The 22418-nt window shown below is 67.1% G+C and carries 27 protein-coding genes; 11 read left to right on the top strand and 16 right to left on the bottom strand.

Annotated elements, in window-relative coordinates:
- Positions 1–55: 55 nt before the first annotated feature.
- Complete coding sequence (locus tag ACYVF7_RS04090; RefSeq protein WP_460335050.1) at positions 56–214, bottom strand: hypothetical protein; 159 nt, start codon at positions 212–214, stop codon at positions 56–58.
- 22 nt (positions 215–236) lie between these two features.
- On the opposite strand from ACYVF7_RS04090, the gene ACYVF7_RS04085 reads away from it, so the two are divergent.
- The 4 genes from ACYVF7_RS04085 to ACYVF7_RS04070 all read left to right on the top strand — a co-directional run bounded on the left by ACYVF7_RS04085 (position 237) and on the right by ACYVF7_RS04070 (position 3348).
- Positions 237–1307, top strand: a complete 1071-nt coding sequence (locus ACYVF7_RS04085) for a fatty acid desaturase family protein (protein ID WP_460335047.1) — start codon at positions 237–239, stop codon at positions 1305–1307.
- Positions 1308–1720: 413 nt separating this feature from the next.
- Positions 1721–2101, top strand: coding sequence for an STAS domain-containing protein (locus tag ACYVF7_RS04080; RefSeq protein ID WP_460335044.1), 381 nt, complete (start codon positions 1721–1723; stop codon positions 2099–2101).
- Between the two features lie 89 nt (positions 2102–2190).
- The gene (locus ACYVF7_RS04075; protein WP_460335042.1) at positions 2191–2445 is read left to right on the top strand and encodes a hypothetical protein; all 255 of its coding nucleotides are present in this window, start codon (positions 2191–2193) and stop codon (positions 2443–2445) included.
- 591 nt (positions 2446–3036) lie between these two features.
- Positions 3037–3348: a hypothetical protein gene (locus ACYVF7_RS04070; RefSeq protein ID WP_460335040.1), complete on the top strand. Its 312-nt coding sequence runs from the start codon at positions 3037–3039 to the stop codon at positions 3346–3348.
- A gap of 3 nt (positions 3349–3351) precedes the next feature.
- Here ACYVF7_RS04070 and ACYVF7_RS04065 read toward each other — a convergent pair whose 3' ends face one another.
- Entirely contained in the window at positions 3352–4311 is a 960-nt protein-coding gene (locus ACYVF7_RS04065; protein WP_460335037.1) for an acyl-ACP desaturase, read from the bottom strand.
- 186 nt (positions 4312–4497) lie between these two features.
- The gene (locus tag ACYVF7_RS04060; protein ID WP_460335034.1) at positions 4498–4872 is read right to left on the bottom strand and encodes an STAS domain-containing protein; all 375 of its coding nucleotides are present in this window, start codon (positions 4870–4872) and stop codon (positions 4498–4500) included.
- A gap of 1269 nt (positions 4873–6141) precedes the next feature.
- On the opposite strand from ACYVF7_RS04060, the gene ACYVF7_RS04055 reads away from it, so the two are divergent.
- Positions 6142–6345, top strand: coding sequence for a cold-shock protein (locus tag ACYVF7_RS04055; RefSeq protein ID WP_460335031.1), 204 nt, complete (start codon positions 6142–6144; stop codon positions 6343–6345).
- A 139-nt stretch (positions 6346–6484) separates the two neighbouring features.
- Positions 6485–6718: a hypothetical protein gene (locus ACYVF7_RS04050; protein ID WP_460335028.1), complete on the top strand. Its 234-nt coding sequence runs from the start codon at positions 6485–6487 to the stop codon at positions 6716–6718.
- A gap of 1 nt (position 6719) precedes the next feature.
- Here the strand turns inward: ACYVF7_RS04050 and ACYVF7_RS04045 are convergent, their stop codons facing one another.
- The 5 genes from ACYVF7_RS04045 to ACYVF7_RS04025 all read right to left on the bottom strand — a co-directional run bounded on the left by ACYVF7_RS04045 (position 6720) and on the right by ACYVF7_RS04025 (position 10346).
- Positions 6720–7142, bottom strand: coding sequence for a copper chaperone PCu(A)C (locus ACYVF7_RS04045; RefSeq protein ID WP_460335026.1), 423 nt, complete (start codon positions 7140–7142; stop codon positions 6720–6722).
- Positions 7139–7267 (bottom strand): hypothetical protein, encoded by a 129-nt coding sequence (locus ACYVF7_RS04040; RefSeq protein ID WP_460335023.1) that lies wholly within the window; start codon positions 7265–7267, stop codon positions 7139–7141. Before ACYVF7_RS04040 ends, ACYVF7_RS04045 begins: the two co-directional genes overlap by 4 nt.
- Positions 7268–7610: 343 nt before the next feature.
- Positions 7611–7871 (bottom strand): hypothetical protein, encoded by a 261-nt coding sequence (locus ACYVF7_RS04035; protein WP_460335020.1) that lies wholly within the window; start codon positions 7869–7871, stop codon positions 7611–7613.
- A gap of 248 nt (positions 7872–8119) precedes the next feature.
- On the bottom strand, positions 8120–9235 hold the full coding sequence (locus ACYVF7_RS04030) for a fatty acid desaturase family protein (RefSeq protein ID WP_460335017.1): 1116 nt from the start codon (positions 9233–9235) through the stop codon (positions 8120–8122).
- 13 nt (positions 9236–9248) lie between these two features.
- The gene (locus ACYVF7_RS04025) at positions 9249–10346 is read right to left on the bottom strand and encodes a ferredoxin reductase (RefSeq protein WP_460335014.1); all 1098 of its coding nucleotides are present in this window, start codon (positions 10344–10346) and stop codon (positions 9249–9251) included.
- A 512-nt stretch (positions 10347–10858) separates the two neighbouring features.
- On the opposite strand from ACYVF7_RS04025, the gene ACYVF7_RS04020 reads away from it, so the two are divergent.
- The 3 genes from ACYVF7_RS04020 (at position 10859) to ACYVF7_RS04010 (ending at position 13132) form a co-directional block, all read left to right on the top strand.
- Complete coding sequence (locus ACYVF7_RS04020) at positions 10859–11506, top strand: DUF5994 family protein (protein WP_460335012.1); 648 nt, start codon at positions 10859–10861, stop codon at positions 11504–11506.
- Between the two features lie 151 nt (positions 11507–11657).
- A complete protein-coding gene (locus ACYVF7_RS04015; protein ID WP_460335009.1) occupies positions 11658–11978 on the top strand; it encodes a hypothetical protein in 321 nt (106 codons plus the stop codon).
- Positions 11979–12007: 29 nt separating this feature from the next.
- Positions 12008–13132 (top strand): N(5)-(carboxyethyl)ornithine synthase, encoded by a 1125-nt coding sequence (locus ACYVF7_RS04010; RefSeq protein ID WP_460335006.1) that lies wholly within the window; start codon positions 12008–12010, stop codon positions 13130–13132.
- A gap of 250 nt (positions 13133–13382) precedes the next feature.
- Here the strand turns inward: ACYVF7_RS04010 and ACYVF7_RS04005 are convergent, their stop codons facing one another.
- Both ACYVF7_RS04005 and ACYVF7_RS04000 read right to left on the bottom strand, forming a co-directional pair.
- Positions 13383–14072, bottom strand: a complete 690-nt coding sequence (locus ACYVF7_RS04005) for a DUF2637 domain-containing protein (RefSeq protein WP_460335003.1) — start codon at positions 14070–14072, stop codon at positions 13383–13385.
- A 243-nt stretch (positions 14073–14315) separates the two neighbouring features.
- Positions 14316–15062 carry a recombinase family protein gene (locus ACYVF7_RS04000; RefSeq protein ID WP_460335000.1) on the bottom strand — a complete coding sequence of 249 codons (747 nt, stop codon included), beginning with the start codon at positions 15060–15062 and terminating at the stop codon, positions 14316–14318.
- A gap of 242 nt (positions 15063–15304) precedes the next feature.
- Between ACYVF7_RS04000 and ACYVF7_RS03995 the strand changes: the two genes are divergently transcribed.
- A complete protein-coding gene (locus tag ACYVF7_RS03995) occupies positions 15305–15826 on the top strand; it encodes a hypothetical protein (RefSeq protein WP_460334997.1) in 522 nt (173 codons plus the stop codon).
- Between the two features lie 402 nt (positions 15827–16228).
- On the opposite strand, the gene ACYVF7_RS03990 is transcribed toward ACYVF7_RS03995, so the two are convergent.
- From ACYVF7_RS03990 to ACYVF7_RS03980, 3 genes are read right to left on the bottom strand one after another with little or no spacing between them, the layout of a single operon-like run.
- The gene (locus ACYVF7_RS03990) at positions 16229–18769 is read right to left on the bottom strand and encodes a cation-translocating P-type ATPase (protein ID WP_460334994.1); all 2541 of its coding nucleotides are present in this window, start codon (positions 18767–18769) and stop codon (positions 16229–16231) included.
- Complete coding sequence (locus tag ACYVF7_RS03985; RefSeq protein WP_460334991.1) at positions 18766–18966, bottom strand: hypothetical protein; 201 nt, start codon at positions 18964–18966, stop codon at positions 18766–18768. Before ACYVF7_RS03985 ends, ACYVF7_RS03990 begins: the two co-directional genes overlap by 4 nt.
- A 28-nt stretch (positions 18967–18994) precedes the next feature.
- Positions 18995–19585: a Chromate resistance protein ChrB gene (locus tag ACYVF7_RS03980; protein ID WP_460334989.1), complete on the bottom strand. Its 591-nt coding sequence runs from the start codon at positions 19583–19585 to the stop codon at positions 18995–18997.
- 124 nt (positions 19586–19709) lie between these two features.
- Between ACYVF7_RS03980 and ACYVF7_RS03975 the strand changes: the two genes are divergently transcribed.
- A complete protein-coding gene (locus tag ACYVF7_RS03975) occupies positions 19710–20021 on the top strand; it encodes a hypothetical protein (protein ID WP_460334986.1) in 312 nt (103 codons plus the stop codon).
- A 311-nt stretch (positions 20022–20332) separates the two neighbouring features.
- Here the strand turns inward: ACYVF7_RS03975 and ACYVF7_RS03970 are convergent, their stop codons facing one another.
- From ACYVF7_RS03970 to ACYVF7_RS03960, 3 genes are all read right to left on the bottom strand, one after another.
- Positions 20333–20545: a hypothetical protein gene (locus tag ACYVF7_RS03970; protein ID WP_460334983.1), complete on the bottom strand. Its 213-nt coding sequence runs from the start codon at positions 20543–20545 to the stop codon at positions 20333–20335.
- Positions 20546–20924: 379 nt separating this feature from the next.
- On the bottom strand, positions 20925–21758 hold the full coding sequence (locus tag ACYVF7_RS03965) for a class I SAM-dependent methyltransferase (protein ID WP_460334980.1): 834 nt from the start codon (positions 21756–21758) through the stop codon (positions 20925–20927).
- Positions 21755–22405: a YHS domain protein gene (locus ACYVF7_RS03960; RefSeq protein WP_460334977.1), complete on the bottom strand. Its 651-nt coding sequence runs from the start codon at positions 22403–22405 to the stop codon at positions 21755–21757. The genes ACYVF7_RS03965 and ACYVF7_RS03960 overlap by 4 nt, the downstream gene beginning before the upstream one ends.
- Positions 22406–22418: the final 13 nt, after the last annotated feature.

The raw sequence follows: 22418 nt of genomic DNA, 5'->3' as shown, positions 1-22418 counted from the left end.
AGTATTCGCTCTTGGCAAAGCTCTTTCCCGCATCGAGCGAATCCGGGTGGGGAACTCAGGGATGTGGTGTCGCGTTGTCCTCGTTGGCGGCGGTCGAGGCCCGGCGACGTGTCACGCCGACTCCGGCCTCCGGAGTGTTCGTTCTCCCGGAGTTGAGGTCGGCCTTCGGCGGCGGATGGTCGCAGCAGCGCGTGATGGCACTGCGGTCCTGCACCTGCATCCTCAAAGGAGTGTCGATGACGTTCAATGCCCTGCGATCGCCCAGTGCCGACGGCGAGGAGAACGCCGCCCGCGGCAGCGACTATGCCGTACTGGCCCAGCAGGTCAGGCAGACCGGGATGCTGGAACGCCGGCCCGGCTACTACTCGATGAAGATCGCGATCAACCTGGGGATGCTCGGGGTCGCCGGTGCGGTGTTCGTGCTCCTGCGGCATTCGTGGTGGCAGATGTTCGTCGCCGCGTACCTCGGGATCGTCTTCACCCAAATCGCGTTCGTCGGGCACGACGCCGGTCATCGCCAGATCGCCGGCTCGCGGCGCGTCAACGACCTGATCGGGGTGCTCCACGGGAACCTGCTGATCGGGCTGAGCTACGGCTGGTGGGTGGCCAAGCACAACCGTCATCACGCCAATCCCAACCACGAGGACCGGGATCCGGACGTCGCGAGCGGCGCGATCGCCTTCACCGCCGGTCAGGTGCTGGCACGGCGCGGGTGGACGGCCCGGACGCTGGCTCGCCACCAGGCGTACCTGTTCTTCCCCATGCTCCTGCTCGAAGGAGTCAACCTCCACATCGCGAGCGTGCGGGCCCTGTTCGGTGACGGCATGGGCAGAACCAGGTCCAAGTCGGCGGAAGCGCTGTTGCTGGGGGTACACCTGACCGGTTACCTCACCGCCCTCCTGATCGTGCTCACCCCGTTGCAGGCACTGGTCTTCGTCGCCGTCCACCAGTGTGTGTTCGGTTTCTACATGGGATGTACGTTCGCGCCGAACCACAAGGGTATGCCGACAGTGCGCGAGGCCGACAAGCTCGACTACCTACGTCGCCAGGTCCTCACCTCGCGGAACATCCGAGGCGGCCGGTTCGCCGACTTCGTCCTGGGCGGGCTGAACTACCAGATCGAGCACCACCTGTTCCCCAGCATGCCCAGGCCCAGCCTCCGCCGGGCACAAGAACTCGTCCGTGCCCACTGCGGGCACCACGGCCTGACCTACCACGAGAGCGGCATTCTCGGGTCCTATGGCCAGGTTCTCCGTCACCTGCACGCGGTCGGCGCGCCCCTGCGCCGTGTGGCGGACGCCGGATGACCGGACTCCGGCCGACACCGTACGGTCTCACAGGACCGCCCTCCGAGGCTCCGCAGCGGGCTCGCGAGGACAGGGCCACCTCGGTGGGGTAGAGTCGATGTCAGTCGAGGACTCTTCGTGCGCTCACAACCAAGTTGGCACCGTCCCCGGCACCTCACTACTTCGGCCTCTTAACAGCAGGCCAAGACAGGTCGGCGAACATGACGCCGCAGCACGTCCACGCGATGATCGTCGAGGGGCGACACGCCTCACCGATCGTTTCGGCTCTACGGCCCGATGTCGCCCTTACCTGCCGGGCTCGGCTCGCGGCGCGACCCGCGTCCTGACCACGCGGACGACACATCCACCACAGTTTTCACTCGAGCCCGACCGGTCCGTCCGGCCGCACCCGGCCTTCGATTCGGAGACCACCGATGGACCACAACACCACCCGAGCCGACCTGTTCGGCCGCACGACACGCGGCCATACCATCCTGACGATCTCCGGCGAACTGGACATCGCGACCACCGCCGTTCTATGCGACCGGATCGCCGCCGTCCTGGACGACACGACCCTGCCGGTGATCATCGACCTGTCCCGCGTCTCGTTCTGCGACGCCTCAGGACTGACGATGCTCCTCGCCGTACGACGACGGGCGGACGCGCACGGGTGCGCTGTCGCCCTGGCCGGACCGCGTCCCAACGTGCGCAAACTGCTGCGCATCACGGGCCTCGACCGGGTCTTTCCGATCCACTCGACCCTCGCCCAGGCCGTGCCCGGCCGGGTGGGCGCCCATGGCCCCGCCGTCGCGTGAACCCCGGTGGCGAAGGAGATCGACGGCTGCCGGACGGCGCCGGCGCGGCGCGGCGGGAGGGTGATCAGGAACGCCGGGGAGGGACGACCGTGAGCGACAGTGAGCCAAGGGGCGAACTCCACCTTCGCGTGGCCGGTCACACGACCGACTGGAAGCTGCTTCTCGTCGACGAACCGCCCACCGAGGACGAGGTGGCGTCCTGGATGCAAGAAGGGATGGTGGCCCGGATACGGGTCGCCGAGCAGGGCAGCAACGAGCCGCACATGTTGCTGGTGAACTTCTCCCTCGTCGTGGCCGCCCGCCTCCTTCCGGCGGTACGGGGGGATCGAGGCGTCCAGTTCTGACCGGCCAGGCCAGCGGCCGGCGCAAGCCTGACCGGTCACCACCCAAGGATGTAGGTGCGGCTGTGCCGTGGCTGATCATCGGGCTCCTCCTCGGCCTGCCAGCCGGGCCGATCGCCGGGGTGATCGTGAGCCTGGTCGTCGGGCTGACGGTGTTCCTGCCGGCCGGAGTCGTGTCCGGGCTGATCGCCGGCCTACTCATCGGGTCGTCATCGGGTCGTCATCGGGCCGGCCTTGGGGTTGGTGCTCGAGTTCACCGTGGGCCGGTCGCACCGATGATCTGCTGTGCCGCCTGTATGACGTAGCGGGCCTGCCGTCCAGGCCGCCTCCTTCTCCTTAGCTGTTCTGTCTCGTGAGGTTGGGGACGCGGATGGCGGGCAGTAGGCCACCGAGTGCGGTGTGGCCGCACTCGCGGCCTATCGCCTTTCCCAGCGGAAGGTCGCGCCGAGTCGCGGAGCAGGCGTTCGCCGGGACACTCCGGGATAGCGTGGGAAGAGACGGGCCGCCGGATGCCCCTCCTGACGGCTCGCGGAGGAGCACATGTCGGCTGTCCGGACGGTGGTGTCGTGGTTCGTTCGCCAGGGCGGCGATCGGATGACTCGACGTTGGCGCTACCAGATCGAAAGCACGCCGGAGACGCCGGGACAGCGCCGAGAGCTGGCGGACGTGATGCGTGGCCTTCCCCGCCGATACGCCGACCGGCTTCCTACCGCCACGCTCCGGCAGATCACCGGATCGGCAGCGACCGGTCGGTGGGAACAGGCCGTTGACCAGCTGATCACGGTCCTGAACCGCCTCGGCCCCGGAATAACCTCGGAGGAACGCGATGAACTGCGTGCCCTGTCCGTCGCGCTGAATATGCCGCTCGCTCGGGTCGACCTCCTCCTTCCGTCACCGTCGCGGTGAGCATCAACGCCTATCAGCGTCCGCCGTGGTCGCCCGGGCCTGGCGTTCGGCGCGGCGTTCGGTGAATCGGATCGCCGCCGTCTCGAGTCCTTCCAGGAACTCGGACAGTTCCTGGCGGGCTTTGTCCCCGTCGGCGTTCAGACCTTCGAGGTCGAAGACCCGCCACTTCCGCAGGACCGGGGACAGCACGTCATCGAGGTGGACCCGCAGGTCGTAGATGCCGGCGCCTGCGATGGCGACCGACTTGCGAAGGAATCCGTCGATGGTGTGGCCGGGCATCTGGAAGTTCGTCACGACATCGGTGACGGCACGCATCGTCTCGTCGGGTGACAGTCCGAAGGCCGCCGCGAGCAGATTGCGGTAGAAGATCATGTGCAGGTTCTCGTCGGCGGCCACCCGCGCCAGGAGGCGCTCGCACGCCGGATCGCCTGAGGCCCGTCCGGTGTTGCGGTGGGAGATGCGCGTCGCCAGCTCCTGGAAGGAGACGTAGGCGAGGCCGTGGAGCATCTTGTCGCCGTGGTCGGCCTGGTAGCCGCCTTCCATGTGCCGCATGCGCGCGCGTTCGAGCGCGATCGGGTCGACGGCCCGGGTGACGGTGAGGTAGTCACGGATGACGATGCCATGCCGGTTCTCCTCGGCCGTCCAGCGATCGACCCAGGTCCCCCACGCGCCGTCCCGGCCGAAGATGGTCGCGATCTCCCGGTGGTAACCGGGCAGGTTGTCCTCGGTGAGGAGGTTAACGATCAGTGCCTCTCTCGCCGCGGGCGAGATGTTGGTGTCCTCGGGCGACCATGCTTCACCGTTGAACGGGCCGTCGAAGTCGCGGCCCTGGCTCCACGGCACGTACTGGTGCGGGAACCATTCCTTGGCCGTGGACAGGTGACGATCGAGCTCTGCCGCAACGACCGGCTCGAGCTCTCTCAGCAGCTCGGCCGTTGTTCTCGGCCTAGACGTGAACGACACTGGCCCTCCCCCGAATTCATGTGTGAACCGATCAGCACCAGAGACACCGTTCCCCGGAGACGACCTCACGTACGGATCGGAGCCGCCACCCCGATGGAGATCATTACGGACCGATGCCATCCACATGCTCCCGGTGGTTCAGAGCAAGCTCTACCGCCATGAGCGGCTAATGGCCGAGCCAAGCGATCATGCCACGCCCATGTGATCAAGGTGCGCATAGCCCGCCTGCGCCGATGCGAGAGTGGGATGGATGGCGAAGGCGCGGTCCAGGCCGGTGATGCGCAGCAGCTTGCGTGCGATGGGGCAGGGCGCGGCGAGGGCGACTCCCCGCAGTCCCGCACGACGTTGTGTGCCGACGAGCATCGCCAGGCCGGAGGCGTCGCAGAAGGACACGCCTGACAGGTCGATGACCAGTGGCGTCGTCGTGTCCTTCACGATGGTGACGATGCCGTCGCGGATGGTCGCGGTGGTCGCGATGTCGAGGTCTCCACGTATCGCGATGACGGTATGGCCGGGCAGCCGGCGGCTTGCCAGCCTGACGCGTACGGTGTCGTCATACATCGATGGATCTCCGATCCAAGGTGACATGGCCGGACTCAGCCGTCACGAAAAGTGAATGACTCCTAGTTGGGAGCCCGAAGTGAGCGTGGTCGTGCTGAGGTTCGACTGAATGACGGCTAAAGAGCCGGATCGCGGGCGAGTCGATTCTCTTGGTTGCGGGCACCGCGGCCGAACCGCTGAGGCCGAACCGTCGTGGCGGAACAGCCTGCGGTGGCGTGAGGCGTCATGCTCGCCGACCCTGTCTTGACCCGTGTGAGCGGCCCACGTTGTTGAGGCATCGGGGTGACATCGACTCGACTGTCGGCGTTGAACACTCCTCAGCTGTCACCGACCATATCCCACCGGCGCACGATCAAGGCGATCCCGCGGATCGATGTCCCATCGCCTCGTTCCGAGACGCTGGGCACGTCGCAGGATGTCTCTCGTGGGATAAAGTCGAGGGGGTCGAGGATTTCCCGCGTCGGCGGCCGAACAGGCGTACCCCCCGGTCGATCATTACTTCGGTCTTCAGTCGTGGCCGGGACGGGGCGCGGAGCATGCCGCCACAACCACCGGTCAGCGGCACGTACCTGAGCGCGAAGCCCGGTCGCTGGTCGCTCAGCCCTCGATCTCAGAGCGGTGACCGGACGAGCGGGCGGATCGACGCTGGAGGATCACCGGTCAGGTCCTCTCGGGCATCGGCAGGTCAGGCAGGCGCGATCCCCTCGGTGGCCCGCCCTGGCCGGACCACCTATCGTCCAGTTGTTCAGTCCGTGGATCCCGAAGCCCCCGGCGAATGTCTGTGTGGCGACTCGGCCGCATTCGTCGTGGAGACCAACTGGTTCAGCGGACGTCGCTCCCGTGATCCGGTGTGCGAACGCCACGTCGCGGAGGTCGTCGCCGCCATCACCAGCGAACAAGCCCGACGTGACGGAAGATAACCGCCAACCGGACGGTCGACGCAGATCGTGGTGCCATCCAACACCGCGCATAACGCCCGTTTCATGCCTGGGATGACTTCGTGGCGTCCAGGAGAGTTGTCGCGTATCCAGCACAGCGATGCCGTCTGTGGCCGAAACGATTTTTCACCCGCCGTAAACAACAAACGTGATCCATATGGTAGCGTCATAAGTAGTGCGGTTGCGGTTCCCATAGATCTTATGTGCGCCTGTCAACTCTGACCTCCAGGCGCATTTTTGTTTGACCGGACTCATCCGGTCGGGGCAATTTCGGCGACGCCCGATTCCGTGCGATACGAGCTCCGACAGCACCCAAAAGAAGGACACGATCATGGCTAAAGGCACCGTTAAATGGTTCAACGCAGATAAGGGCTACGGCTTTATCGAGCCGGACGACGGCGGCACCGACGTCTTCGCCCACTACTCCAACATCGCCGCCCAGGGCTTCCGTGAGCTCCAGGAAGGCCAGAAGGTGGAGTTCGACGTCACGCGGGGCGAGAGAGGCCCGCAAGCGGAGAACATCGCTCCCGTCTGAGCGTCACCGCAGTCCGTCGCGGGGCTCGCGTCCGAGATGCGAGCCCCGTCGGCCGCCTGGTGGACGGCCCTGCACCGTGTACGAGTCATAGGCTGTACGTAGCGATCGTTTCGATTCATCGCCCAAAGCAGGGACCGAGATGCGTGACTCGAAGCCCTCGGCCGAGCTTCATCTCCGGGTTGTGGGACAGACCACGGACTGGAGGCTGCTGCTCCAGGACGAGCCGCCCTCCGAAGACCAGGTGGCAGCGTGGATGCAGAACGGAGCCGTCGCGCGGCTTCTGGTCGCCGAGCAGGGAAGCAACGAGCCTCATCGGCTGCTCGTCAACTTCTCTCTCGTCGTTTCCGCACGCGGTAGAGGTTTCACCTTCTGAATCAGTCATCCGCCATCTCGACCAGTGGTGCGACGTCGAACGACGGCACCGTTCGCCCTACGGACAGTGATTCAGTCGGGCGGATCATGACGTTGGTGGTGAAGGGCGTCATTCGCACATCGCCGTGGGCCGGGACGACCAAGCCGTCGAGCATGCTCATCCGCCCGACACCCGCCGCGTACATGTGGCGGGCGAGCATCGCCGATGAAGAGACCGGCGTACTGACGCCCAGTAGTTCGTAGGCCTGGTCGCCAGCGTTGGCGATCGTGAAGTAGGCGCCGGTCTGCGCTGCGGTGGGCGTCATCACCCAGGCTTCGGAGACCCACAGTTGCCCGGGACGGCCGGCCTCGCCGGTCACGGTCCAGGCGGCCAGCAGCGCCAGCGTCACCGCACTCGCCAGGACGGTCGCTCGTACGGTGCTCATGTTCTCCTCCCGCGGAGCAGGCGCAGGCTGTTGGCGGCGACAAGGAGCGAGCTGAGGGACATGGCGGCCGCGGCCAGTATCGGGTTGAGCCGCCCGAGCGCGGCCGAGGCAATATTTCCTGACATTTGTTATTCTGTCCACCACCTACGCATTTCAAAACTCGACTATGGGTTCTAGTCACCCGGCGCCTTATCCCCTCGATGGGTGATCAGTTTGCATGACGAGGCTTTCCGCGAGCACCTCTCTCCGCCGAGCGAGGCTATGCGTTCGCTTATGAGTGCTGCCCGCGTGGATGCGCTGACGCAGAGAGGCACAGCTTCGCTCTGCTGAAGGGGAAGAAAATGACTCCTGAACCAACTATTGTCACCGGATCGCGACCATTGCCGTAAGCTCCGCCTTCACCACCTCCGGTGCAGGAGGTTCCCCGCGAGCGGCGCTCGGTACGGCCGAGCAGCGGGTCCCGAGTGGTTAGAGGTACTGGCCCGTCGCGGCGCCATCGGTCTTCGACACCCGCATCGACACGACGTTGGCCAGGTTGATGACGACGCCGTTCTCTTCGGGTTCGCGTTCGTACCTCGCCTCGTTCAAGACCAGGCTGCGATGCTCGTCGATGGCATGAGCGACGGCTTCCAGCGCCTCGTTTTCCCCGCTGAAATCCCCGCATATCACGGAGACGTCTTCCCCGCCTACCGGGTGAAATCGCATGATCAGTACGACCTTCTCAGGCACGGCCAGTCCCCTTCCGGGCGGTCCCGCTGGGGACCTCAGGCCCCCTCATTGGCGCTTCGTCGCTGCGGACCCCGACACTCTCAAGTGTGCCCTCGTCCGCGGTCTCAGGAACAAGGCCGTCCAACTCGCAGCGGTTGGAGCAGGATCACAGGTGTGACCAGGCTGCTCGCCCATGACCGGCCGGCCTCTGTCCCCTCCCGCACCGGGGTCATTCGAAGGCGGGCATCGGCGGGTTTGCGCATCGTGGTTCAGGCGACCACCTGGAGACCCGGGGCTGACGGTGCGGTGTGTTCGGGTCGGTGGTGTTTCGGTCCTGGGAGGGCCAGCCGCAGGATGCGTTTGTAGACCGAGCCGGTCTGCCGGGCCAGCGAACCAGAGGTGTACGGGAGTCCGAATCGCTCGCACAAGGCACGGATTCGTGGGGCGATCTGGGCGTACCGGTTGCTCGGCAGGTCGGGGAAGAGGTGGTGCTCGATCTGGTGACTCAGATTGCCGCTCATGAGGTGGAGGAGCTTGCCTCCGTCGATGTTGCAGGAGCCGAGCAGCTGGCGGACATACCACTCGCCGCGGGTCTCGCCGTCGAGCTGGTCTTCGGTGAACACCTCGGCTCCTTCGGGAAAGTGGCCGCAGAAGATGATGGTGTGCGCCCAGAGGTTGCGGGCCAGGTTCGCGGTGAGGTTGCCGGCCAGGACGGGCAGGAAGCCAGGGCCGGCCAGCAGCGGGAATGCCAGATAGTCCTTGATGATCTGGCGCCCTACTTTGCCTGCGACGGCGCGCAGGTGGGTCAGGGTTTCCTTCAGGCTCTTGTCCCCGGTGGGTATGCGTTCGACCTCCAGGTCATACAGCGCGATGCCGTACTCGAAGACCAGCGCGAGCAGCAGGTTGTAGGTCGGCTGGAGGAGGTAGACCGGGTGCCAGCGTTGCTCCGGGCTGACCCGCAGGAGCGAATAGCCGATGTCGCGGTCTTTGCCGAGCACATTCGTCCAGGTGTGGTGGACGAAGTTGTGAGAGTGCTTCCACTGCTCGGCCGGGGACGCGGTGTCCCACTCCCATGTCGTGGAGTGGATCTTCGGGTCGCGCATCCAGTCCCACTGCCCGTGCAGGACGTTGTGGCCGATCTCCATGTTCTCCAGGATCTTCGCGGTGGCTAGCGCCGCGGTTCCGGCGACCCAGGCGGGCGGCAGCCAGGATGCGAACAACAGGACGCGGCCGGCGATCTCCAGCCTGCGCTGGGTCGCGATGATACGGCGGATGTACTGTGCGTCCTTGTTCCCGAGGCTTGCGATGACTTCGTCGCGGATCCGGTCCAGCTCACGGCCGAACTCTTCGACGTCAGCTGGGTCGAGAAGGGCGGTGGTCGGCATTGATCCTCCTTTGTCAAAGCTCGATCTCGACTGGGCCGGCGGCGGCCGACACACACGTCTGGACAAGGTCGCCCGCCTCGCCGTGGACCTGGCCGGTGCGCAGGTCACGTACCTGCCCCGAGGCGAGCCGCCCTACGCAGCTGTGGCAGATCCCCATCCGGCAGCCGCTCGGCATGAGAACACCCGCGTCCTCCCCTGCGATCAGTAGCGGCGTGGTGCCGTCGGCGTCGGTCTGCCGGCCACTCTTGGTGAACCGGACTCGCCCGCCCTGGCCCCCGGCCTTCGGCCTGGCCGGGCGAAAGTGCTCGATATGCAGCCGATCAGCCGATCCGGCCCAGTGCTCTTCGGCTTCTTCGAGCATCTCGGCCGGCCCGCAGACCCACGCGGTACGTTCGGTCCAGTCCGGGCACAGCTTGGGCAGGTCGGCCGGCCGGAGGCGCCCCTGGTTTCGCGTGTGCCGCTCGTACAGCCGCAGATTCGGGAACCGCGCCGCCAAGGCCCGGAGTTCCTCGCCGAAGATGGCGTCTTTGGGCGTGGGCGCCGAGTGCAGCAAGACCACATCGGGCAACGCGCAGCTCGTGGAATCTCGGCGCGACGCATGGACTCCAGGGACGTCCCGGGGTTCCGCAGCGCCTCTCGCGGGCGCTCCGCTCAGGAGGTCGTGCAGCATCGCACGCACCGGCGTGATGCCGCTGCCGGCCGTCAGGAACAGCAGGCGCGGCGGTGGCGGTTCTGGCAGGACGAACTCGCCGCCGGGCCCGGCCAGGTCAACGATCATCCCAGGCGCTGCCTGCCGTACCAGGTAGCGCGAGACGAACCCGTCCGGGACCGTCTTGACAGTGATCGTGATACACCCGCCGGGGCGTCCCGGCGGACTGGACAGCGAATATGTCCGCCAGTGACGCACCCCTTCGATATCGACCCCGATCCGAACCCACTGCCCCGGCCTGTGCGGAATCCAGCTGTGGCCGGGACGGATCACCAGCGTCGCCGCGTCCGCGGTCTCCGGGCATATGGCCTCGATACGGCCACGCAGCTCCCGGCTGCACCAGAGCGGGTTCACCAGCGCGAGATAGTCATCTGGCAGCAACGGCGTGGTCAGCCATCGCACGGCGCCTTCGAGCCGCCGCAAGACGGCCGACCGGACAGCGGAGCCCGGGACGCTCAAGGAACCCTGCTCCAGACCGTGCCTGCGGCCAGGGCATCAGCCGCACAGCACCACCCGTCGATCGGACCGGCCCCCATGCTCCCGTGGTACCCGGCACAGAGTCCGCACATGCCGCCGACTGTCTATGGCGCGATGAGGGCGCACCGTGACTCGAGAGCCGCCGAGCAAGGCCAAACGAATCAGACGCTGGTGGTGAGCGCTAAAATTCCCGCAGATCCGGCAAACATCCCCTGCGGTGATTTTGGCGCGGGAACACCGTCGCCCTGAATATTCCGACCGACGCGTGTCCGCCACGGCCAAGTCGGGAAACCGAAAGCGCCTCATCGGTTCGTGCCCATTTTTCTGATGTAGTATGAAATTGCTGAGGACATTTCGCACGCTAACGGCCAAGTTGACGTCGTCCTAGGCGTACGAAAATCCGGCTCCCTCATGGGGCCGAGGACGGGGCCGATGTCATGGCACCGCACGTTACTGATCAAATAGACGTTGTTCCTCCTCCCATCCCGCCGGCGTCACGGCTAAGCCTGGATCCGGCGCTGGGGCGCCTGGGAGTCCTTGACGGCGGCTGGTGGCCGCGTTCCCGAAATGCGAGCGTGGAACTTCCGAGCCTCGTTTCATCGCTGAACGCACGGGTCGGCGTGATCCTGCGACTCGGCATCGACGCCCGCGACTGGGACGAGATCCCCCGCCGCCTTATGGTCGGTGGGCACGTGGTGCGGGTCGGACGGTTCGCTGATGCAGACCACAAGATCATCGCTACGCGCGGGCCGCAAGACCACATCATGCTGCTGGTCATACCGCCTCAAGCCTCTACGGCTGCCGCGAAATCCGCGCTGGCGATGGCGGCCACCGGCAAGAACAGCGGCAGACCCGAAGAGATCCTCACCGCCTCCGGCATCGACAACGAGATCGAGACGAACACGCCCCAGGCGTCCGCGGACGACGGGAATCGCCGACTTGACCGGGGAATTCGCTCCACTGGCGCCGAAGACGTACGCCTCATGGGGATCGCGAACACCCCGCGAGACGAGCGGGGTGACATCAGCCGCTGGCTCGACGACGGCGCGCCCTCCCCGGACCTCCTGGCAAGAGGCCAGAACTGATCCGCTGGGCCACGGACACCTCGGCGACGCTCCCCGCGAGCATGGCATTGAAGAAGGGAACACCACGATCACTCCCAAACGATCCGGCCACTCCCATATCAACGGCACGTCGGCGGAGACCGGCACAGCCGATACGTCTCAGGCCGAAGCCATGGCAGACGCCCAGCAGGACAAGACCGGCACCGGCCCCCGCGCTCGGGAGCGCGCCGCCGAGGCGGGCGAAGCCCTGCGGGAAAGAGCACGGCACCTCACCGGCATCACCACCAACATCGCGACCCGGACGCAGCAGTCAGTCCCGGCACCGGTGCGCCATGTGGCCGGCGGTGCCGCCACGCGAACCCGCCGACTGACCGCGAAGGTAGCCGCCTGGGCACACCGGAACCCCAAGGCGGTGGCCGCCGCGATGGCGGGTACGTTCACGGTCGGGCCGGCCTTGTGGCGGCGGATCACGCGGCGAGGAAAGCGGCGATAGCGCGCGTGAACCAGCTCAGTCTCGGAGTCATGTCGCGCTCACGCAAGGAGAACGAGCATCGGCTACCGATCCACCCGCTGCATCTGGAACGGATCGACGCCGACCTACGGAAACGCATCTACCTCGAACGCGGTTACGGTGAGCGCTTCGGCATACCGGACGTACGGCTCGCGCCGTACGTGGCCGGACTGCGGACCCGCGCCCAGCTCATCGCGGACTGCGACGTCGTCCTGCTGCCCAAGCCGCTGCCTCAAGACGTCGCGGAACTGGGCGAAGGGCAGGTCCTGTGGGGCTGGCCGCACTGCGTGCAGAACACGAAGATCACACAACTGGCCATCGAACGGCGGCTGACGCTGATCGCTTTCGAGGCGATGAACCACTGGACCGCCGACGGCGGATTCAGCCTGCACGTCTTCCACAAGAACAACGAACTGGCCGGCTACTGCTCGGTCCTGCACGCCCTGCAGCTCATCGGGACGACCGGCGACTACGGCCGCCGGCTTCGGGCGGCCGTCATCGGCTTCGGAGCGACCGGCCGCGGCGCGGTGACCGCCCTCAACGCACACGGCGTGCACTACGTGCACATCCTCACCAACCGTGGCGTTACCGCGGTCGCCTCACCGATCCACTCCGCGCGCATCGTACGCTTCGAACACGACCCCCGCGATCCGAGCCATAGCCACGCGCTGCGCCACGGTGCCCGAGTGCCCTTGGCCCCGTTCCTGGCCGAACACGACATCGTTGTCAACTGCGTCCTCCAAAACCCCGACGCGCCGTTGACCTTCGTCACCGATGAGGGCTTGGCCGCCTTCGCCTCAGGCAGCCTTATCGTCGACGTGTCGTGCGATGAGGGGATGGGGTTCAGCTGGGCGCGGCCCACCTCGTTCACCGAGCCGACGTTCACGGTCGGCGACAACGTCCGCTACTACGGAGTCGACCACAGCCCTTCGCTGCTGTGGGACTCCGCCAGTTGGGAGATCAGCGAGGCTCTGCTTCCACACCTGCGGACCGTGCTCGCCGGGCCATCGGCGTGGGACACGGACCAGACCATCCGGCGGGCCATCGAAATCCGCGACGGTGTCATCCAGAACCCCGCCATCCTGTCCTTCCAGCACCGCTCACCGCACTACCCACACCTGTCCTGCGAGCAATAAGCGTCCAACCTTAAGAGTTGCCAGCGCCGACTCCAGCCTGATCTTCGTCGGCTACTGCAACAGCCCCGCATCCGCGCGGAGCACGCGGCTCAGGCGGCCGGCTAGCTCACCCTGCGGTTTCGTCCAGTCGCCCGGCGAGGCCGGCCTGCTTGACCAGCCGCCCCCAGCGCTCACTGCGCCCGAACTCGCCGGCTATTGCTTTTCCCGGCGGAAGATCGCCCTCGGGCGTGCGGTTCGCCACGGCCCACTGCTACGCCTGCCGCCGGATTCCCCAATCACCTCGACCTCCTCTTCGAGGCAACGAACGCCGTCCCCGGGGCCGATTGGCTTCGTCATCCCAAGGCCTTATGAGATCAACAACGCCGTCCGTATGAGACTTCTCTGAGCCGTCAGGGGCAACCACGTGACTGGTAAGAGGTTCGACTGAAGATGCCGCCAGCGCGCCTGGAGACGTACGAGGATTCTCAGAACCCGTATAAGCCTCCTCAAACCTCGCATGAGGCATACATGAGGCGATGCTTCCGATCTTCGTATTCCGCGTGCTGGTGTGCCTGATCTGCCGCATCAGCAGCTCATAGGAGCCGATGAGAGCACAGCTTGGCCATCCGGCGATCAGCCGGCCGACCGCCGACGGCTCGGCGACGGCGACGTTGGCGGCCAGACTGGCGGCGCTGCCGATGGCGAGCAGCATCCACGGAAGCAGGCCGCTGCGCCTGCCGTGGCGGGAGTCCACAAGCAGGGACATCGATGAGGCGACGATCATCCCGTCAACCGAGATCGGGAGCAGGGCAGCGGTCCATGAGGTCTCTCCGTACCTCCTGACCAGCAGATACATGTGCTTGTAGGAGACGATCGCCGCGATCACGGCGAGCACGATCACGCTGAGAGTCGTCGTCCCCCGGATCGCCCGATCCGTACGGCCGAACTGTGTTTCCGCCACGACCGATCAGTCCTCCGCCTGCTCGACCAGCGACGACACGTCGAACGGAATCGACCCGAGCGGGAGGACGATGGATGGGGATTTGGTTCGTGTCCGGCCTCGGACACTTCGGTCCTGGGGCCAGTGTGGTCGGAAGCGGAGCTTCCTTCCTGCTGGCCCTTCGTCATTTCGCCCGGGGGACGACCCCCGGACCCCCGAGGCAGGGGGCTCCGCCCCCCGCACCCCCCGCCGCCGCTCCTGTAGTCACGCGGCTGGCCGACTGCCTCGGGCTTCGGATGTACACCGCTGACTGGTGGACCAGGATGCGGTCCTCGCGGATGTAGAGGATCTTCGGCCCATCGGGGTCTGTTTTGGAGTGCTCGACCAGCACGATTCCATGCGACGCCGGCAGATCCCACACCGCAGCAGGCCCGCCGACCGGTAACAGCGCGCCGGGTCAGGGCTACCGTGCGGGGCGCGGATGTTCTGGACCGCGACGAAGTCGGCTTCACTGACCAGCGCCAGGTGCGCAAGCCTGGCGGAAATCACCCAGCCATCGGGCAGATTCCACCGCTGCACCTTCCGATACCCGAGCCCGATGCTGGCCGGATCGATCAGATCATGGGCGGTGGGTTGGCGGTTCCACACCTGCCGCCCCGTGTAACGAGGGTTGGCCAGAATGCTCCGCACCGTGGTCTGTGTCCACTCCCGCCCCGATCGGTGGGCATTGCGCTCCGGATCGGCCGCCGACGGACAAGGGATCTCCACATCGTTCAGCGCCCGGGCGATCCGGGCCACGCTGTGCCCGGCCAGCCGCTGAACGAAGATCCATTTCACGATCGGGGCGGTGTCCGGGCCGGCTCCAGGCGGTGGGCCCGCCAGCCCCAGGCATCGAATGCGGCGACCTTCAACCTCGCCGTCAGCGCCCCCGGACTCGCCACCATCGCAATCCAGACCTTCACCCCGCCCGGTCGCGGCTCCTCCATCGATCTCATCGACCCGCTCGGCCACGCAAAACACCTGAACGCCCAAGGCCAACTGATGCCCCCCAGAACCTGATCCACCATCCCCGCAGCCGGGACAGCACCTCCCCATGGAGGCCATGGCTGGTCGGCTCGCTCACGCAGGACGGCGACCGATCTATCACGCCGATTTGTAGGTACCGGAGCCCAGAATGCCGGGCGACGCCCGCGCCGAACTGACAAGATCAGCGTGGCTTGGCCCAACGTGAAGAACTTCTCGAGGAGGACAGCATGCGCATTCGCCGCCGGTCTCCGCTGTCCGCAGCCATCCTTCTCACGAGCGTCTTTGTCCTCACCGATTGCTCATCCGGGTACCGGGCGTCGTCCGGCCAAGACACGCTGCCGAAGAGCCCTACGCCGGCCGGAGTCCGAACCGAGCCGAACACGATGCCCACCCACATACCAAATTCGGCCACCCCCTCGGCATCCCACCCCGTGGTGGTGGTACACATCACGACGTTGCGGTCCCGCCAGACCATCAGCCTGCCCACCACCATCGGCTACGCGATCAGCGGGCCGCGATTCAACGCCGCAGCCGGATACCGCCTACATGTTCAAGTGGGCAACACCGGCTCGTACGGCCTAGACCTGCCCATCAGCGGCCCCACCGGCACAGTGCAACTCCCCCGCGACAAAACGCTGCCCGGCAAGAGGGATCTGATCATCTCCCTTATCAGGGCCGACACCACATCCGCCCGACTGGCACAGCGCCCCGCGCGCCTGAACGACGTGACCATCTACGGACCTAAATAACTGACGGCGGGGCCGTCGACTAGAACTCGGCGCTGACGCTAGCGCTGCAATCTAGCCGCAGAATCTTCCGAAAGTTCTTGGCTCGAATACAGGCCCCCTACCGCTCAATCGGCCATCGTGCCAGTGCGAAAGCCGGATGGTGGTCAGAGGGGCAAACCCGAGGAATGGTCGGAGGCGATGTCGAACACCGACGCAAGGGCCAGGAACGGCCCCAACACCAGCAACAAGAGCCAAGCGGTTTTCAATGGCCAGGGGATAGCAAGGCAGCTGCAGGCCACCACGATCCGGCATGTGATCAGGCGGCCTCAGGCCGGTGAGCACCGTCGCGCGCTCTGCTGATCCCCCCCCCGGGCGCAGTGGCTCACGTGCGCAGGCGTCTGTGGAGGGATGGGCAAGGCAGGTTCATAGGCGTGCTCCCATGTGCAGCAGACCGCGGCCCGCGGCGGCGATCGCCACGGCAGCGCCGATGCAGCCGGTCACGATGATCAGTGTGGTGGCGGGTGGTGCGGTCAGGTGCAGGGGGTTGCCGAGGGCCGTGCAGGTGGCCAGCGTGCCGACGGTGATCGCGGCGGTCGCCCAGATAGGGAAGGCGGGGTTGCGTCGCCAGGACAGGGCGGGTTGGGCGCGCAGGCACCAGGCGATGAGGGCGTGCCCGGCCAGCCAGGCCAGGACGGCGGCTGCGCGGGCGTGGGCGACGTCGTGATGCAGCAACAGGTAGGCGGGTAGCACTGCGGCGGTGAGCGCGGTGGCGGTGGTGGCCAGCGCGCCGATCGTGGCGGTGTCGAGGAAGCCGACGCGCCGGGGTGGGCGTTTCATGGCGCCGGGGGCTGTGGGTTCGGCGACGAACGCCACGGAGGCTCCCAGGTCCATGAACAGTTCCAGCAGCACGATCGCGGCGGGGGTGAACACCGGGGGCAGGCCCGCGGCCAGGCCGATGAGCATGGTGGCCACGAGGGCGAGTTTGGCTCCGAGGTAGAACGCGACGGCCCGGCGCAGTTGAGAGCCTATGTTGCGGCCTTTGGCGACCGCAGCGGCGACCGTGGGGTAGGCGTCATCGGTCAAGACCAGGTCGGCGGCCTGGCGAGCCAGGTCCGAACCGCGTCGGCCCATCGCGATCCCGACGTCGGCGGCGGCCAAGGCGGGGGCGTCATTGACGCCGTCGCCGGTCACCGCCACCGTTTCGCTGTGGGCCTGCAGGAGATGGACCACACGCAGCTTGTCGGCGGGGGTGGCGCGGGCGATGAGGGCTCCGTCGGTGAGCCGGGCGGTGAGCGCGGCGTCGTCCAGCGCCGCCAAGGCGGCACCGCCGATCAGTACCGGGCTGGAGGGGAGGCCGGCCTTGGCGGCGATGGCGGTGACCGTGTCGGGGTGATCGCCGCTGATGATGATCGTGGCCACGCCTGCGCCGCGCAGCGTGGTGATGGCTTCGGGCACGCCGGGGCGGACCGGGTCGGTGAAGGCCGCCAGGCCGACGAAGGCCAGTTGGTGTTCGGCGTCGTCATGGCCGCCGGGGACCGCCTCGAGGAGGCGGCGGGCCAGCGCGATGACCCGCAACCCCGTGCCGGTCAACTCGGCTACCTGCTCGTCGATCGCGTCGCGGCGAGCATGGGACAGGTCACAGCGGCCCAGGATCGTTTCAGGTGCGCCGGCGGCGGCCAGCATCAGGGTTTGGTCGGGCAGGCGGTGCAGGCGGCTAGTGATCTTGCGGGCCGGATCGAAGGGGAACGCCCGCAGCTGCTGCCCGGTGAAGGTGATGCCCTCGGCGTCCGCGGCGGCGGCGAGTTCGGTCTCCAGCGGTTCGCGTGTCTGGTCTCCGAGGTGGGGTGGCTGGGCGGCCAGCGCGACGGTCAGAACCTCGGCCCGGTCTCCGCGGATGTCCGCCAGCCGCAGCTGGTTGGCGGTGAGGGTGCCGGTCTTGTCGGTGACGACGACGCTGACCGCGCCCAAGGTCTCCCCGGCGCGTAGCCGTCGCAGCAGGGCACCGCGGCGCGCCAGGGCGCGTCCGCCCACGGCCAGCAGCACGGTGATGAGGATGGGGAGTTCTTCGGGGATGGTGGCGAACGCCAGCGTCAGTCCGGCCAGCACCATCTCGGTGAACGGGCGGCCGACGGCCAGCCCGACGAGTGGCACCAGCACGCTGGCGGCGATCGCGGCGAACAGCACCGTACGGGCCAGGCGGCCCAGTGCGTGTTGCAGCGGGGTCGGCGGCTCGGTCTCTCCAGCGACCAGCAGCCCCAACCGGCCGACTTCAGTGCCGGTTCCGGTCGTGGTGACGACGGCGAGGCCTTCGCCGGAGGTGATCGCCGTCCCGGCGTACAGCATGCTGGAGCGCTCGGCCAGATCGGTACCGGGCGGCACGAGGTCGGCGCCTTTACCGACCGGCGCGGCCTCCCCGGTCAGGTGCGATTCATCGGCGCGCAGCCCGGCCGCGGCCAGCACGCGCGCATCAGCCGGAACGACATCACCGGCCTCGAGGAGGATCACATCACCGGTCACCAGGTCAGCGGCTGGGATCTGCCGCACGATCCCGTCCCGGCGGGCCCGCGCTGTGGGTGCGGCCAGGTCCTTCAACGCGGCGATCGCCCGTCCCGCCCGCTGCTCGGTGAGCGTTTCGGTGACGGCCACCGCGGCGATGATGACCGCGATCGCGATGGCGTCACGCAGCTCACCGAAGATCGCCGACAGCACCGCCACGGCGATCAGCAGCAGTTGCAGCGGCTCACGGAAGGACTCCAGCACCTCCTCGACGAAGCTTTCTCGCTCAGGCGGGGCCGGGGCGTTCGGACCGTCGGCCGCTAGGCGCCGCGCGGCCTCACCTTCAGAAAGACCGGCCTGGTCCGATTCCAGCAGCTCCAGCGCACGCTGCGCGCCGACCGTATGCCAGGCGACGCTCGCTGCGCCGGTACGGGCCGTTGCGGTCGGAGTGGCGGGGTGCTGCCTCATCGCGGCTCCGCCCGGCCGCCGGGAGACGGCCTGCCCGGTTTGACCGCACCCGCCGGGACCCGTGCCGTGCCGGTGAAGGTCTTGAGGGCGTGCCGGGCGGTGGATGCGGTGATGAGCGCGGCGAGCCATCCGGCACCGAGCAGCCCCGAGCCGAGCACGTCGGCTGGCCAGTGCACCCCTAGATACACGCGATCCACGCGCCCGTCCGAGCAGTAGATGGCAAGGTCATGAGTCCTCCTCCACGGCCCGCAGCCGCTTCAATCCGCCGGTCGTGGCCGGTGGCACGGCCGATCCGGTTGCCGGCTCCTCGGCGGCCAGCGCCGCGGCCTCGAACGCCGCGAACACCGCCTCGGCGCGGGCCAACTCTGCCCGGGCGACTTCACCGCGCGGGGCCTCGAAGTAGTCCCGGGCGGCGATCTTTTTCATCCAGTCCCGATACCGGGCCAGGTCCGCTTCGTTCTCCTCGACCTCCGCATAGGTAACCCGCCCCCGTGCGGTCTCGCGTTCCAGTTCGGCGAAGAACTCCGGCAGCCGCTCCAGCACCTCGTCGTACTCCTCATCCCGGGCGGCCTGGAACGCGGCGATCACCTCACCCCGCTCGGTGGGATCAGTCAGCTGAATATGCAGCAGCCGGCCGGTGCCGCCATCGCGGTCCACCCGATCCAGCAACCGCAGCACCTGACGGCGCACCGGCGGCACGTCCGGCAGCAGGCACACCGACTGCTGCAGGTACAGCCCGCCCAGTCCCCGCAGCTTCCGCCACACATGCACCCGCAGCGACGCCGACGCGCCCGCGGTGCTCACGGTGACCAGCAACCACCCCTGCTCAACACCAGAGCCCATGCGAGGATGTTACATACGTTACTTCGATCATTTACAGTCGTTACGCCACGGGGAGATGAGATCATCGACCCGACCGGGCAGAAACGGGGAGGAACCAATGAACAGGCGCGTCCTCGCGGGGGCATTGATCCTGGCGGCTATGCCGGTGCTGGCAGGGTGTGCGGGCATCGGAAAAGCCCGGCCGGCCAAGACGGGCAACGTCACGATGCCGAACCTGGTCGGCAAGAACGGCGCCGTCGCCAAGGATGACCTGGAACGGCTCGGGTTCGCAGATGACCGGATCAAGCTGAGCCCGCAAGGGCACGTATTCGTGGCGATGCCCTCCCACTGGGTCGTAACCGACCAGTCGGAGAAGCCCGGTGGACAGGTCAGTCTCCAGGAACTGATCGTCTTGACCGTGGTGAAGTGACTGCCGGCGGGCCGAATACCAACCATCGGGGAGCCGACGGTTACTTAGCCGGATGTCGCCCCTGTCACTGCGCCCGTAGGCGCACCGCCCGTGGACGGGATCACCATCACGCTCGGCGGCGCCGCGGGCATGTTCGCCAGCACTGAACCGGTCCAACCGTCGAGTTACTGACGCGCTTGCCTACGCCGCGGTTTCGTCCAGTCGTCCGGCGAGTCCGGCCTGCTTGACCAGCCGCCCCCAGCGTTCACTGCGCCCGAACTCGCGGGCTATTGCCATCCCCGGCGGTAGTTCACCCTCGGCTGTCCGGTTCGTCAGGGCCCACCTCCACGCCCGGCGCCCAGATACCGGCCCTGCTCGCGGACCTGAATGGCCATCGCCGTGGTCACCCGAATCCGAGTCCGAGTGATCTCCCGTTTGGACTGGGTGCCCAACGAGATCATCAGTTGCTCGTCGTCTTCGGCGTCAAAGTCGATCCGGCCGCCGGCCGCCGGCGTCCACAACTGCACGCCGTAATGCTCGAACAACGGCGCCATCAGACTGAACGGGTTTCCAGCATCCGACAAACACCGGAGCCACGTGGAAAACCGATAAATCACACGCACGACGCGGCCGACTTGTACTTCGATTACCTAAACATCAACATTGTGCCATTTCGGTCAGCCATCGTCCCTTTTCCGCGATTCTTTTGGATAGCCCGTCATTCAGTGGACCTCATAGGGTTTGTTCCTCGCACGTCGCTCCTTCAGCGCGGCCGACGGGCACCTCGAACTGTGAGCCAGCCATGAACTCCGGCCGCGGGGTCGCCTCACGCTGTCACGCTGAGTGTTCGTATGAGAGCCCGGCGGCCGGGCAGATTCGTTATCCCTCGCCCAAGGCTCCCGGATTGCGGTCGAACAGCGCCGGTCAGGCGGTCCGGATCGCGGTGTGCAGCCACCCTGCGGCGGGCAGCCGCACGCCGTCGGTGTCGGCGAGGGGGCGGAGGGCGGTCGCGATGGCGGCGTGAGCCCGGCTCAGCGCCTCGTCACCGGTGCCCCGGACGAAGGCGCGCAGGTTGCCGTTGAGCAGAAATGCGGCGGCGTCGGGTGCGGTCGCGTGGATCATGCTGGCGAACTCGAACGGTATGGCGATCTGGCTTTGGAAGCCTGCCAGGGTCAGGATGTCGCGTACCTGGTCGGGGTCGGTGAAGGCGGCCACGCCGGGGGCCTGGGCGGCCAGATTCGGGGTGATGCCGGCGTCCAGCAACGCCTCGAAGACGGGGTTGTGCTGGAGGGCGCCGTGACAGGCGAACACCAGGCGCCCGCCTGGTTCGAGCGCGCGGCCGATGTTGGCGAACGCGGCGACAGGATCGGCGAAGAACATCACGCCGGCCCGGCTGATGGCCACGTTGAACGCCCCGACGGGGAACCGGTGCACCTGGGCGTCGCCGAGGACGAAGGTCACATTGGGCAGGTTCTCCTCGGCCGCACGACTCCGTGCGAGGTCCAGCATCGGCTTTGAGATGTCGATGCCGGTCACGTGACCACGATCGGCGCGGTGGGCGGCCAGACGGGTGGTCTGGCCGGTGCCGCAGCCGATGTCGAGGATCCGGTCATCTGCTGTGATGGCGGCTGCGGCGAACAGGCGCTCGGTGAATCCGCCTGCCATCGTGTCGTAGCGGTCGGCGTTGTGGACCCAGTGGGCGGCGTCCTCGCCGTTCCACTGCTCGGCCTGGTCGGCGTTCGGGGCGGTGGAGGTCACTGGGACACGTCCTCGGTCAGCTTGTCGGCGAAGTGGCGGCGGCAGCCAGGACTGCAGAAGCCGTAGGTCGTACCGTCGTGTTCCAGGGTGGCCACCATGTCGCTGGCGACCATGCCGCACACCGGGTCGAGGAGCAGATTGGGATCGTCCGGGAGCGGGGTGTCGGTTTTAGCGTCGCTGATCATCTCGATGAGCGCTGATTCGCCGACGACTCGGCCGAACACCCCGTACCCGCCCTCCGATACGCCGATGACGTGCACCTCGACGCACGGCTCGCGGTAGCACCGCTCGGAGTCGGGGTCGGTCTGCGAGAGCGCTCGGGTGATGCTCGCTATGAGGAATGCGCTTATCGCCTTGCGCCAGGGGCCGGGCACGTAGACGCGCGCCACGTAGCGCGGTGGCTCGGCCGGACCCAGCGGACGCCCATCGACGATCCAGGTGCCGATCTCGTGTACGACGACATGATTGATCGATTCCAGGAAGTCCAGCACTCCGGGGTTGGCGCTGGACGCCTCACCGGCGCCGATCACGTCACGGATGGCGTCCACGTGGGTCAGCAGCTGCTTCATGGTAAGCCGCTCGGCAAGCCGTCGCAGCTGTGCGGCGTTGTACGTCCCGCTTGGGACGAACAACTCAAGGAACATCATCTTCGAAGCCTCC

It is taken from the genome of Actinoallomurus acanthiterrae (genome assembly GCF_054775715.1).
The sequence above is the reverse complement of the archived record's forward strand: the minus strand, read 5'-3'. Positions and strand labels throughout refer to the sequence as shown.

Excerpts from the sequence above, each read along its gene's own strand:
- ACYVF7_RS04085 (WP_460335047.1), top strand. The coding sequence starts at position 237 with ATGACGTTCAATGCCCTGCGATCGCCCAGTGCCGACGGCGAGGAGAAC.
- ACYVF7_RS04080 (WP_460335044.1), top strand. The coding sequence starts at position 1,721 with ATGGACCACAACACCACCCGAGCCGACCTGTTCGGCCGCACGACACGC.
- ACYVF7_RS04070 (WP_460335040.1), top strand. The coding sequence starts at position 3,037 with ATGACTCGACGTTGGCGCTACCAGATCGAAAGCACGCCGGAGACGCCG.
- ACYVF7_RS04060 (WP_460335034.1), bottom strand. The coding sequence starts at position 4,872 with ATGTATGACGACACCGTACGCGTCAGGCTGGCAAGCCGCCGGCTGCCC.
- ACYVF7_RS04055 (WP_460335031.1), top strand. The coding sequence starts at position 6,142 with ATGGCTAAAGGCACCGTTAAATGGTTCAACGCAGATAAGGGCTACGGC.
- ACYVF7_RS04050 (WP_460335028.1), top strand. The coding sequence starts at position 6,485 with ATGCGTGACTCGAAGCCCTCGGCCGAGCTTCATCTCCGGGTTGTGGGA.
- ACYVF7_RS04045 (WP_460335026.1), bottom strand. The coding sequence starts at position 7,142 with ATGAGCACCGTACGAGCGACCGTCCTGGCGAGTGCGGTGACGCTGGCG.
- ACYVF7_RS04040 (WP_460335023.1), bottom strand. The coding sequence starts at position 7,267 with ATGTCAGGAAATATTGCCTCGGCCGCGCTCGGGCGGCTCAACCCGATA.
- ACYVF7_RS04030 (WP_460335017.1), bottom strand. The coding sequence starts at position 9,235 with ATGCCGACCACCGCCCTTCTCGACCCAGCTGACGTCGAAGAGTTCGGC.
- ACYVF7_RS04020 (WP_460335012.1), top strand. The coding sequence starts at position 10,859 with ATGGCACCGCACGTTACTGATCAAATAGACGTTGTTCCTCCTCCCATC.
- ACYVF7_RS04015 (WP_460335009.1), top strand. The coding sequence starts at position 11,658 with ATGGCAGACGCCCAGCAGGACAAGACCGGCACCGGCCCCCGCGCTCGG.
- ACYVF7_RS04010 (WP_460335006.1), top strand. The coding sequence starts at position 12,008 with ATGTCGCGCTCACGCAAGGAGAACGAGCATCGGCTACCGATCCACCCG.
- ACYVF7_RS03995 (WP_460334997.1), top strand. The coding sequence starts at position 15,305 with ATGCGCATTCGCCGCCGGTCTCCGCTGTCCGCAGCCATCCTTCTCACG.
- ACYVF7_RS03990 (WP_460334994.1), bottom strand. The coding sequence starts at position 18,769 with ATGAGGCAGCACCCCGCCACTCCGACCGCAACGGCCCGTACCGGCGCA.
- ACYVF7_RS03975 (WP_460334986.1), top strand. The coding sequence starts at position 19,710 with ATGAACAGGCGCGTCCTCGCGGGGGCATTGATCCTGGCGGCTATGCCG.
- ACYVF7_RS03960 (WP_460334977.1), bottom strand. The coding sequence starts at position 22,405 with ATGATGTTCCTTGAGTTGTTCGTCCCAAGCGGGACGTACAACGCCGCA.